This window comes from Duganella aquatilis (assembly GCF_009674565.1).
Lineage (GTDB): Bacteria > Pseudomonadota > Gammaproteobacteria > Burkholderiales > Burkholderiaceae_D > Rugamonas > Rugamonas aquatilis.
On sequence record NZ_WKJL01000005.1, the window covers coordinates 174,878 to 187,214 of the forward strand.

Annotated in this window: 6 protein-coding genes; 4 read left to right on the forward strand and 2 right to left on the reverse strand. The window is 67.7% G+C overall.

Annotation, left to right across the window (positions count from 1 at the left end):
- Positions 1-88 precede the first annotated feature (88 nt).
- Positions 89-6,808 (forward strand): beta strand repeat-containing protein, encoded by a 6,720-nt coding sequence (locus GJ698_RS10175; protein WP_154357497.1) that lies wholly within the window; start codon positions 89-91, stop codon positions 6,806-6,808.
- Between the two features lie 93 nt (positions 6,809-6,901).
- On the opposite strand, the gene GJ698_RS10180 is transcribed toward GJ698_RS10175, so the two are convergent.
- On the reverse strand, positions 6,902-7,387 hold the full coding sequence (locus tag GJ698_RS10180; RefSeq protein ID WP_154357498.1) for an asparaginase domain-containing protein: 486 nt from the start codon (positions 7,385-7,387) through the stop codon (positions 6,902-6,904).
- A gap of 107 nt (positions 7,388-7,494) precedes the next feature.
- On the opposite strand from GJ698_RS10180, the gene GJ698_RS10185 reads away from it, so the two are divergent.
- A complete protein-coding gene (locus tag GJ698_RS10185) occupies positions 7,495-8,262 on the forward strand; it encodes an L-asparaginase (protein ID WP_154357499.1) in 768 nt (255 codons plus the stop codon).
- On the opposite strand, the gene GJ698_RS10190 is transcribed toward GJ698_RS10185, so the two are convergent.
- Positions 8,259-9,257: a D-2-hydroxyacid dehydrogenase family protein gene (locus tag GJ698_RS10190; RefSeq protein ID WP_154357500.1), complete on the reverse strand. Its 999-nt coding sequence runs from the start codon at positions 9,255-9,257 to the stop codon at positions 8,259-8,261. The two genes, GJ698_RS10185 and GJ698_RS10190, sit on opposite strands and share 4 nt — an antisense overlap.
- Positions 9,258-9,539: 282 nt before the next feature.
- Here GJ698_RS10190 and GJ698_RS10195 point away from each other — a divergent pair, with 282 nt between their 5' ends.
- On the forward strand, positions 9,540-11,405 hold the full coding sequence (locus tag GJ698_RS10195) for a phosphoenolpyruvate carboxykinase (GTP) (protein ID WP_154357501.1): 1,866 nt from the start codon (positions 9,540-9,542) through the stop codon (positions 11,403-11,405).
- A 142-nt stretch (positions 11,406-11,547) separates the two neighbouring features.
- Positions 11,548-12,165 carry a TetR/AcrR family transcriptional regulator gene (locus GJ698_RS10200; protein WP_154357502.1) on the forward strand — a complete coding sequence of 206 codons (618 nt, stop codon included), beginning with the start codon at positions 11,548-11,550 and terminating at the stop codon, positions 12,163-12,165.
- The last annotated feature ends 172 nt before the right edge of the window (positions 12,166-12,337 follow it).

The following is a 12,337-nucleotide window of genomic DNA, read 5'->3' on the forward strand; positions in this document are numbered from 1 at the left end:
ACTGTTGGTGAAAAATTTCTGCATTGCCACGAAGAAAGTAAGAGAAATTCTGCTATAGTGAAAAGTCTTATCAAAAGAGGAACTTCCTATGAGCGGGCCCATTGGACTGACTACCCAGCAGATCGCCAATCTGACCTCGCAGCAACTGGCGGCCTGGACCACTGATGATATCGCCGCGCTGACCCTGGCCCAGGTGCCGGCGCTCAAGCCCGCCGTGCTGAACGCGGCCAGCAGCGCCACCACCGCGCTGATGGCCGCGCTGTCCGCCGACCAGATCGCCGCGCTGAGCACCGCCCAGGTGGCGGCGCTGGGCACGCGCGCCTTCACCAGCCTGGCGCCGGGAGCGATTGCCTCGTTTGAAACCGCCGACATCGGTGCCCTGAGCACCGCCAACATCGCCGCGCTGGAAACCGCCGACATCGCGCTGATGCTGGACCCGCAATTCGCCGCGCTGAAAGGCGCCCAGCTGGCCGCCTTTTCCACCGCCGACATCCGCGCCATGCGCGACACCGGTTTCGCCCAGCTGACCACGCAGGCCGTGGCGGCGCTGGCCAGCCAGCAGATCGCCGTCCTGACCGCCGCCCAGACCGTGGCGCTGACCACCCGCCAGGCTGCGGTCTGGAACTCGGCGCAGCTGGCGGCGCTGTCCAGCGCCAATCTGGCGGTGCTGGAAGCGGAAGACCTGGGCGCCATGAAAACCGCCGCCATCGCCGGCCTGTCGACCCACCAGGTCGGCCTGCTGTCGCTCGACCAGCTGGGCGGCATGAGCAGCGCCCAGTTTGCCGCGCTGAGCACCAGCCAGGTGGCGGCGCTGAGCAACGCGGCGCTGGCCAGCCTGGTCACTGCCGACTTGGCCGCCTTGAGCACCGCCGCCGTGGCGCAGCTGTCCACCGCCGCGCTGGCGCAACTGAGCAGCGACCAGATCCGCGCCTTCACCACCCAGCAGATCCTGGCGCTCGGCAGCGCCCAGATCGCCGGCCTCGACAGCGACCAGCTGGCCAATCTGCGCACCGCGCAGCTGGCGGTGCTGGGTTCGCGCCAGGTGGCCGGACTGTCGCTGGACGATATCGGCGCGCTGGACGGGGGCGACCTGCCTTACCTGAGCACGGCTGCGGTCGGCGCGCTGACCTCGGCGCAGTTCAGCGTGCTGGGCGGTGCCGACTTCAGCGCCCTCGCCAGCCTGACCACGGCGCAGATGGCGGCGCTGCGCACCAGCACCCTGGCCGCGCTGAGCGCCGGCCAGGCCGCCGTGCTGGGCACGCGCCAGGTCGCCGCCCTCAGCAGCGCCCAGGTCAGCGTGCTGTCGGCCGCCGCCATGCAGGCGTTGCCGGCCGCCGATCTCGGCGCGCTGCGCACCAATGCGGTGGCCGCGCTGTCGACCCAGCAACTGGCGGCGCTGACCAGCGAGCAGCTGGGCGCCTTCACCAGCGCCCAGTTCTCGGCCCTGGGCAGCCGCCAGCTGGCGGCGATCAGCAGCGACACCTTGGCCGGCCTGAGCAGTTCGTCGCTGGCGGCGCTGAGCACCAGCGCTGTCTCGCAACTGAGTCCATCCCTGCTGGCGGCGCTGAGCGTGGCGCAGATCGCCGGCTTCAGCTCGCGCCAGCTGTCCGCGCTGAGTTCGGCGCAGATGGCGGCCTTCGACGAGAGCCAGGTGGCGTCGCTGAGCACCGCGCAGATCGTCGGCCTGGGCAGCACGCAGATCGTCGCCCTGAGCGACAGCGACGTCGCCGCGCTGAGCACGCGCGCGCTGCGGGCGCTGGGCACCGGCGCCATCGCTGCGCTGGGCTCGAACCAGCTGGCCGCCATTGGCGGCTTCGACAACGGCGCCTCGTTTGCCGCGCTCACCACGGCGCAGATCGCCGCGCTGCGCACCGGCGCGCTGAGCGCCATCACCAACGACCAGGTCATCGCGCTGACCACGGCCCAGGCCGCCGCACTGAGCAGCAGCCAGGTCGCCGCCATGCCCGGCGCGATGCTGGCGTCGCTGGACACCGCCGACCTGGCGGCCTTGAAGACCAGCGTCATCGCCAGCCTCAACACGGCGCAGCTGGCGCTGCTCGGCAGCGACCAGGTCACGGCGCTGACCACCGCCCAGGCCGGCGCGTTGACGTCGAGCCAGGTGGCCGCGCTGACGGCCGAGAGCCTGGCCGGCCTGCAAAGCGCCGACCTGGGCGCGCTGGCCACCGCCGCCATCGCCGGCTTCGACAGCGATACCCTGGCGGCCCTGAACACCGCGCAGTTGAGCGGCCTGGCCACGCGCCAGATCGCCGTGCTGAACAGCAGCCAGCTGAACGCCCTGAGCACCGAACAACTCGCCAGCCTGCGTTCGGCGCAGGTGGCCGCGCTGAACTCGCGCCAGATCACCGGGCTGAGCGTCGATGCCGTGGCCGCCCTCAGCAGCACCGGCGTGGCCGCGCTGAGCACCGCCGCGATTGCCGCACTGAGCGCGCCGCAGCTGGGCGCGCTGCAACTCGACGTCCAGGCCTTGAGCACCACCCAGATCGCCGCGCTGCGCACCAGCGCGCTGCTGGGCCTGACCGTCGACGAAGTGGTGGCGCTGAGCACGCGCCAGGTCGCGGCCCTGAGCAGCAGCCAGGTGCGGGCCCTGCAGACCGAGGTGTTGCACGCGATGGAGGCGGCCGACTTTGCCGCCCTGCGCACCGCCGCCATCGCCGCGCTGAGCAGCGACCAGATCGGCGCACTCAACAGCGACCAGCTGAGCGCCATGACGCCGGCGCAGTTCGCCGCGCTCAGCTCGGCCCAGCTCAACGCCCTGCCGACCGACTCGATCGCCGGCTTCTCCAGCGACAGCCTGGCCGCGCTGGGACCGGGCTTCCTCGCCACCATGTCGGCGGAGACCATCGCCAGCCTGAACGCGGCGCAACTGAGTTCGCTGACCTCGCAACAATTCGGCGTCTTCAGCAGCGCCCAGCTGGCGGCGCTGAGCGCGGAGCAGGTGACCTTCCTCGGCAGCAAGCAGATCGTCGGCCTCAGCACGCGCAGCCTGGCGGGCCTGAACGCCGAAGACATCGCCGCCCTCGGCAGCGACAGCCTGCGCGCGCTGAGCAGCAGCATGCTTCAGGCGCTGAACACGGCGCAGCTGGCGGCGCTGGGCGCCAATCCCGATGGCAACCTGTTCGGCACCCTGAGCACCGCACAGATCGGTTCGCTGAGCACGCGCGTCATCAGCCAGCTGACCACCGACCAGATCGTCGCGCTGAGCACCGCCCAGGCCGCCGTGCTGAGCAGCACGCAGCTGCGCGCGCTGACCACCAGCGACATCGTGGCGCTGGAGACGGCCGACCTGGCCGCGCTGCGCACCGCCGTGCTGAGCACGCTGACCACGCTGCAGGTGGCCACGCTCAGCAGCGAACAGGTGACGGCGCTGACCAGCGCCCAGATCGCCGCGCTGACCGCCGCCCAGTTCTCCGCGCTGAGTTCGGATGGCGTGCAGGGCCTGGCGCTGTCCGATATTCCCGTGCTCAACACCGGCGTCATCGCCGGCATGGGCACGCGCGCGCTGGCCGCGCTCAGCACCGAACAGGTCGCCGCGCTGGCGACGCGCCAGATCGCCGTACTGGGCACCGCGCAGCTGAACGCGCTGACCAGCGACCAGATGCTCAACCTGCAATCGGCGCAGATCGCCGCGCTCAGCTCGGCGCAGGTGGGCGGCTTGTCGCTGCGCGAAATCGCCGCCATCAATCCCGACCTGCTGGTGGCGCTGAAAACCTCCGCCATCGCCGCGCTGAATTCCGCGCAGCTCAGCGTGCTGGGCAACGATCCCTTCGGCAGCGGCGAGACCGCGATCGCGGCGCTGACCACGGCGCAGATCGCCGCGCTGCGCACGGCGGCGCTGGCCGGGCTGCGGGTGCAGCAGGCGGCGGCGCTGAGCTCCGACCAGGTGGGCGCGCTCAACAGCGCGCAGCTGGGCGCCTTGTCGAACGCCGATGTCGGCGCCTTCGACCTGGAAGACATCGTGGCGCTGAAAACCAGCACCATCCGCGGCCTGTCGTCGGGCCAGCTGTCCGGCCTCAGCGGCGATCAGTTCGGCGTGCTCAGCACCAGCCAGTTCGCCGCCCTGGGCAGCGGCGCCATGCGCGGCCTGACCGGCGCGCAGGCGGTGGCGATCACCGTCGAGCAGGCCAGCGTGATGACCAGCAGCCAGCTGTCGGCGCTGTCGCTGGGCGCCATCGGCCAGCTGGAAGGGGAAGATGTCGCGGCGCTGCGCACCAGCACCATCACCGGCCTGACCTCGGCGCAGATGACGGCGGTGACCGCCGCGCAACTGGCGGCGCTGTCGACCGCGCAGGTGGCGGTGCTCAACAGCGCGCAGGTGGGGGCGCTGTCGGCCGCCAACGTCATCAGCCTGTCGGGCGAGGACCTGGCGGCGCTGAGCACCGCCGCGATCAGCGCGCTGAATACCGCCGGCCTGTCGCAGCTGAACGGTGACCAGATTCTGAGCCTGACCACGCGCCAGATCGCCAGCCTGACTTCGCGCCAGATCAGCGCGCTGCAGGCGTCGCAAGTGACCGCGCTGAGCGCGGAACAGGTGGCGGCGCTCAACGTGCGCCAGATCGGCGGCCTGTCGCAGGCCGACATCATCGCCCTCGACAGCGACGTCGGCGCGCTGAGCACGCAGGCGGTGGCGGCGCTGACGGCGTCGCAGATCGGCGCGCTGGGCATGGCCGGCAACGGCACGGCCGGCAATTTCGGCCTGATCACCACGGCGCAGATCGCCGCCATCGCCACGCTGGCGCTGCAATTCCTCAATGCCGCGCAGTTGCAGGCCTTCAGCAGCGAGCAGGTCGGCGCGCTGAACCCGGCGCAGATCAAGGCGTTCTCGCCGACCTTCCTGTCGACCTTGAACGGCGCGCAGCTGGCCGGTCTGACCACGGCCCAGATGAGCGCCCTGAGCACGGCCCAGCTGGGCGGCATGAAACCGGCCCAGTTCGCGACCTTGAGCGCGGCCCAGGTGCATGCGCTGACGGCGGCGCAGTTCGCCAGCCTGACGGTGGACGACATCGCCGCGCTGAGCAACGAGGCGCTGGCGGCGGTCAGCGTGGCGGCGATCGCCGGCCTGACGCCGGAGCAGCTGAACGCGCTGGGCGGCAAGGGCCAGGGCATCGCGGCCCTGAGCGCGGCGCAGATCGCGGCGCTGAGCACCAAGGCCATCGCCGCCCTCAGCACGGCGCAGGCGGTGACGTTGACGGTGACCCAGGCGGCGGCGCTGAGCGCGGCCCAGGTCGGCGCCATGCCGCTGACCGTGGTGGGCGCGTTGGACGCCGACGATATCGCGGTACTGAAACCGGCGGTGGTGGGCGCGCTCAAGACCCATCAGCTGCTGGCGCTGAAGAGCGACCAGATCGCCGCGCTGAGCGCCGACCAGGTGGCGGCGCTGGGCAGCGCGCAGCTGGCGGCGATGGCGGCCACGCAGGTGGTGTACCTGGACCCGAACGACGTGGCGGTCATCAACCCGGTGCTGCTGAACGCCGCCGCGCGCGACGGCAACCTGCTGGCGGCGCTGAACACCGCGCAATTGCAGGCGATGACGGTGGCGCAGTTCGGCGCGCTGAACTCGTCGGCCATCGCGCGCCTGCTGCCGTCGTCGCTGGCGGCGCTGGAAGCGATCGACGTCGCCGCCCTGAGCACCGGCGTCATCAGCGCGCTGAGCGACGCCCAGCTGCTGGCGCTGACCGTGCGCCAGATCTCGGCGCTGACGCTGACCCAGGTGGCGGCGCTGACGCCGCGCGACAACGTCAACCAGTTCACCAGCGGCCAGATGGCGGCCTTCTCCGGCGCCCAGCTGGCGGCGATGAGTACGGCGCTGATCGCCGACCTCAGCCCCGACAACCTGCGCGCCATCGAAGTGGCGGACATCGCCAGCCTCGGCACGCGCCAGATCCGCGCGCTGACGCCGTTCCAGATGGCGGCGCTGACCAACGCCCAGCTGACGCAGCTGACCACGGCGCAGACCCATGCGATGACGGCGACGCAGTACAACACCATGTCGGCGGCGCAGCAGGCGGTCTTCACGGCCGAGCAGAAAGCGGCGATGACCTTCGTCACGCCGCTGGTGCTGGACCTGGACGGCAACGGCGTGCGCACGCTGGGGCTGGAAGCCGGCGTGCGCTTCGACCTGGCGGCCAGCGGCGAGCAGCGCGCCACCGGCTGGGTCGGTTCCGGCGACGGCCTGCTGGCGCTGGACCGCAACCATGACGGCGTCATCAACGACGGCAGCGAACTGTTCGGCTCGGCCACCAGGCTGGCGGACGGCAGCACCGCCGCCAACGGTTACGTGGCGCTGGCGGCGATGGACAGCAATGGCGATGGCGTGATCGACGCCAAGGACGCGCAATACGGCGACCTGCGCGTGTGGGTGGACGCGGATGCCGACGGCGTCAGCCAGGCAAGCGAGCTGAAGACGCTGGCCGAGCTGCACATCACCAGCCTCAAGCTGGACGCGCAGCGCGGCGGCGCCACCGACAATGGCAACCTGATCGGCATGACCTCGACCTACACCACGGACGACGGCGCGTCGCACGCGGCGGCCGACGTCTGGTTCGCGCAGGGACTGAGCGGCAAGGTCAGCGGCATGGCGCAAGCCTTGTCGGCGTTTGCCGGCGACGGCGGCAGCGGCGGCGCGGCGGCGAGCGGACAGCTGGCGTCGCACACCGCGCGCCTGGCCGAAGCGCTGCATCAATACAGCGCCGCACCGCTGAGCGCCGGCGCGGCCCATGCGGAGCACGACACGCTGCGCCTCAAAGCGCTGCAATCCGCCGCCGCCCAGGGCCTGCTGGCGGCCCGTTAAACCCGGGGTCAGGTCCTTCATTTCTACACGAGCTGTGCCGTAGCGCCTGCTACGGCACAGCTCGTGTAGAAATGAAGGACCTGACCCCGGAGCTTACAGCGGCTGGAACACGCCGGCCGCCTTGTTTTTCTGTACATTGTCCCAGGCGAAGATCTGGCCGTTCATGGCGACGTAGACGCCTGGCGGCAGGGTCTGCGCCACGCCGGCCGCAAAGCCGAGGTTGAACAGGGCGTCGGAGTTGGCGATCTCGTAAGGAATCATGGCGCCGGTCAGCACGATGGTCTTGCCCAGGTTGGCCGGACCGACCACCTGCGCCGTCTGCGGCATGGTGTCGGTGCCGTGGATGATGACGATGGCTGTTTCCGGCGCCGCCTGGCACGCCGCCAGGATGCGCGCGCGGTCGGCGTCCACCATGTCCAGCGAATCCATCAAAGGCAGCTGCTCCAGCGCCACATCTATGGTCAGACGGCAACGTTTCAGCAGGTCCGGCACGTGGCTGTCGGCAAAGCCCAGAGTGCCGTTCAGTTCGTTGTAGTGTTTGTCGAAGGTGCCGCCGGTGGCGAGTATGCGCAGGGTCATGATAAAAGCTCAAGCTGATGAAAAATGATCTGCATCATAACCCAAACGCCGGACTGGAAACTTGGGCATACTATGTCTACACTGGTTTCTTTGTTCGTCTGCAGACTATGAAAGCGCTCGCTCCCGGCACCGTTATTTTTCACCGCCACCGCGGCTATGGCGTCATCACGGCGGTCAATTTGTTGACCGGCTGGATTTCCGCCCGCTTCGGCAACGAGTCGCGCACGCTCGATTTGAACCTGTCCACCGACGAGGTGCAGTTTGCCGACGGCGAGGCCATCCTGTTCCGCCGCGCGCCGCCCGACCGCATGCCGCACGCGCGCCTGATGGCCATGGTGCGCGCGCTGCACCAGGCCGGCTATCAGAAACTCTATCTGTATGCGTGGCCCAAGCCGTCCGGCCTGCACTGGCGCTGGCACCTGTTCACCGGCCAGCGCGACTGGATGCAGCGCTCCTGGCGCGAGGGCTGGTACGGCTCGGGCGCCGACTACAACGGCAACCCGGTGATGGGCTGGGGCGACACGCCCGGCGCCACCACCGAGGAGCTGATCCATGCGCTGGCCAAGTTCGATCCGCAAGGCCTGGCGCAGGCGCTGGGCCGCGACGAGGACCACACCGCCTGGTTCGCCGGCGTCTGCGATGCCTTGCTGCCAGGCTATATGTACAGCCTCGACATGCAGCGTCCCAACGGCGGTCCGCTGACCGAGATGCCGCCGGTGCCGGTGATCCCGGTGCGCGCCACGCTGCCGCCCTACGCCGGCCCGGACATCGGCTGGCCGCCCGGCTGGGCCGGCCTGTGGAGCAAGGTCCATGTGATGCCGGCGCCGCGCATCAATCTCACCGGCCGGCCGGAAGTGCCGGAACAGACCGACTAGCCGCGCGCCTTGGCCTGGTAGTCCGGATTGTGGATGTTGCTTGGCGTGCCGTTGGCGAAGTTCACCACGTTCTGGAACGCGTGCTGGAAGTACAGCTCATAGCTGTCCTGCTCGACGTAGCCCAGGTGCGGCGTCGCCAGCACGGTCGGGATGCGCAGCAGCGGCGCATCGGCCGCCAGCGGCTCCGAGGTGAACACATCCAGCGCCGCATGGCCGGGACGGCCCCTGGTCAGCGCCTGCTCCAGCGCATCGGTCTGCACCAGCTCGGCACGGCTGGTGTTGACGAACAGCGCATCGGGCCGCATGCGCGCCAGATCCGCCGGCGTGACGATGCCGCGCGTGGCGTCGTTGAGCCGCAGGTGCACGCTCAACACATGGGCCTGCTCGAAGAACGCCTCGCGCGACGGCGCCGCCGTGTAGCCGTCGGCCACCGCCTTGTCGCGGCTGGCCTGGCTGCCCCACACCATCACCTGCATGCCGAAGGCGCGGCCATAGCCGGCCACGGTCTGGCCGATCTTGCCATAGCCCCAGATGCCCAGCGTGCGGCCCTTGAGCACAAAGCCCAGTCCGTTCAGTTCCGGGTTGATGGACGCCGTCTGCCACAGCCCGTCCTTCAGATTGTTTGCGTACGGCACGATCTTGCGCGCCGCCGCCATGATCAGCGCCCAGGTCAGCTCGGACGGCGCGGTCGGCGAGCCGATGCCTTCGGCGATGGCGATGCCCAGTTCGGTCGCGGCGGCCACATCGACGTGGCCGGCCAGCTTGCCGGTCTGCGAAATCAGTTTCAGGTTGGGTAATTTTTCCAGCAGCGCGCGGTTGAAGGCGGTGCGTTCGCGGATCAGCACCAGCGCATCGTAGGGCTGCAGGCGGATGGCCAGCTGGCCCAGTCCGCGCGTTGTACTGTTGAACACTTTTACGTCGTGGCCTGCCAACAACTCATAGCTTTTCAGGCTCTGGGTTGCATTTTGGTAATCATCAAGAATGGCGATTTTCATGGAAGATAAACGATCTTTTAATAAATTTCGTAGGGAAATAACAAGCTGCAGGCCAAGCCAAATAGCCTACTACTTTACTCAACTAATTCTCCTACATTTTTGTATGGAACGCCTGTTGACGGGTGTACAATCGGCCGAAAAACAGCGCCCGTCGACCAGATCCGGGCCGCCGCACGACCGCCGTATGACCGCCGACCCATTTCGAATGGACCTCTGAGCGCCTGGCCAAAAGCTGACGACGATCCTGCCGCTATCGAATTCTTAATTAGCATTGGAGGTACCATGAATCAGCCCGTGATGGGTGGCGTTGCACCATTGAACGCCCCAGCTTACATCAAACAGCAAAAGCTCATCAATTGGGTGGCGGAAATCGCCGCCCTGACCAAGCCTGACCGTATTTACTGGTGCGATGGCTCGCAGGAAGAGTACGACCGCCTGTGCGCCGAGATGGTTGCCGCCGGCACCATGAAGAAGCTGAGCCAGGAAAAGCGTCCGAATTCCTACCTGGCCTGCTCGGACCCGACCGACGTCGCCCGCGTCGAAGACCGCACCTTCATCTGCTCCAAAACCAAGGAAGAAGCCGGCCCGACCAACAACTGGATGGACCCGGCCGACATGCGCGCCACCCTGCATCCGCTGTTCGACGGCTGCATGACCGGCCGCACCATGTATGTGGTGCCGTTCTCGATGGGCCCGCTGGGTTCGCCGATCGCCCACATCGGCGTGGAACTGTCGGATTCGCCTTACGTGGCGGTCAATATGCGCACCATGACGCGCATGGGCAAGGCCGTCTACGACGTGCTGGGCGCCGACGGCGACTTCGTGCCGTGCGTGCACACCGTCGGCGCGCCGCTGAAAGCCGGCCAGAAGGACGTGGCCTGGCCATGCAATCCAACCAAGTACATCGTGCACTACCCTGAGACCCGCGAAATCTGGTCCTTCGGCTCCGGCTACGGCGGCAACGCGCTGCTGGGCAAGAAATGCTTCGCGCTGCGCATCGCCTCCAACATGGGCTTCCAGGAAGCGCAGCAGGGCGGCGCCGGCTGGCTGGCCGAGCACATGCTGATCCTCGGCGTGGAATCGCCGGAAGGCAAAAAGCACTACGTGGCGGCGGCCTTCCCATCGGCTTGCGGCAAGACCAACTTCGCCATGCTGATCCCGCCTGGCACCTTTAACGGCTGGAAAATCACCACCATCGGCGACGACATCGCCTGGATCAAACCGGGCGCCGACGGCAAGCTGTACGCCATCAATCCGGAAGCCGGCTACTTCGGCGTGGCCCCAGGCACCAACGAAAAAACCAACTACAACTGCATGGCCTCGCTGCGCGAGAACACCATCTTCACCAACGTCGCGCTGACCGACGACGGCGACGTCTGGTGGGAAGGCCTGACCAAGCAGGCGCCGGATCACCTGATCGACTGGCAGGGCAAGGACTGGACGCCGGCCTCCGGCACCAAGGCCGCGCACCCGAACGCCCGCTTCACCGTGCCGGCCACGCAGAATCCGGTGATCGACGCGGCATGGGACGACCCGGCCGGCGTGCCGATCTCGGCCTTCATCTTCGGCGGCCGCCGTTCGACCACCGTACCGCTGGTGACCGAGGCGCGCAACTGGGTGGAAGGCGTCTACATGGCCGCGACCATGGGTTCGGAAACCACCGCCGCCGCCGCCGGCCAGATGGGCGTGGTGCGCCGCGATCCGTTCGCCATGCTGCCGTTCATCGGCTACAACATGAGCGACTACTTCCAGCACTGGCTGAACCTGGGCGAGAAAGTGGCCAAGATCGACGGCGCCACGCTGCCGAAGATCTTCTGCGTCAACTGGTTCCGCACCGATGAGCAGGGCCACTTCGTCTGGCCTGGCTTCGGCGACAATATGCGCGTGCTGAAGTGGATGCTGGAGCGCATCGAAGGCGAAGCCGGCGGCATCGAAAACATCTTCGGCACCACCCCGCGCTTTGGTGACCTGAAGTGGGACGGCATCCCGTTCTCGCCGGAAGAGTTCGAGACCATCACCTCGATCGACAAGGACGCCTGGCGTGAAGAACTGAAGCTGCATGAAGAACTGTTCACCAAGCTGGCCTACCGCATGCCGGAGCAACTCAAGGCGGTGAAAGCCGACCTGGAGAAGCGCCTGGCACGCTAAGCCAAACTAAGCCAAAACCGGGGTCAGTTCTGCCAATCGCACACGAGCTCAACCATTGCAAGGTTGAGCTTGTGTGCGATTGGCAGAACTGACCCCGGTTTTTTTGCTTGTTATTTCGCACACCTGTGCTAAAGTTCAGTCCATGGATACGTTGACAGCAAAAAGCGAAGCCACCTACGCCGCCATCCTGGAGGCGGCGCTGGACATGGCGGCCACCGAAGGCATCGGCCGGCTGTCGCTGGGCGAGCTGGCCAAGCGCACCGGCATCAGCAAGAGCGGCGTGTTTTCGCGCGTCGGCTCGCTGGAAGCCTTGCAGGCCGCCGTGCTGGACGAGTACGACCGCCAGTTTGCCGCCGAAATCTTCCTGCCCGCGCTGCAGCAGCCCAAGGGGCTGCCGCGCCTGATCGCCCAGGTCAACGCCTGGTCGCGCCGCGCCGCCGACGAGGGCTTGCGCAATTCCTGCCTGTACAGCGCCGGCGCCTTCGAATTCGACGACCAGCAGGGTCCGTTGCGCGACCGCCTGCAACAGGGCGCCGTCGCCTGGCGCGCCTCGCTGCGCAAGACCATCCTGCAGGCGGTGGAGCTGGGCCAGCTGCGGCCCGACACCGATCCCGGCCAGCTGGTGTATGAAATCTACGCCCTGATCGTGGGCCTGATCCACGACACCCGCTTCCTGCACGACGACCAGGCCCTGCGCCACATGCAGCGCGCCTTCAGCCGCCTGATTTCGACCTACAAGAGTTTCAACGATATGGAATAACCTGGCCGCAGTCCGTCTGCGGTTTTTCGTCAATCAATTTCGCACACATGTGCGAAAAAAGGAATGCAACCATGGCCGCTTTGCTCCTGCTGATCCCCGTCGCGCTGTACCTGATTTGCAAAAGTCCGCTGGCGCGCGTGCTGCGCTCGCTTCCGGACAGTAACGACGATTT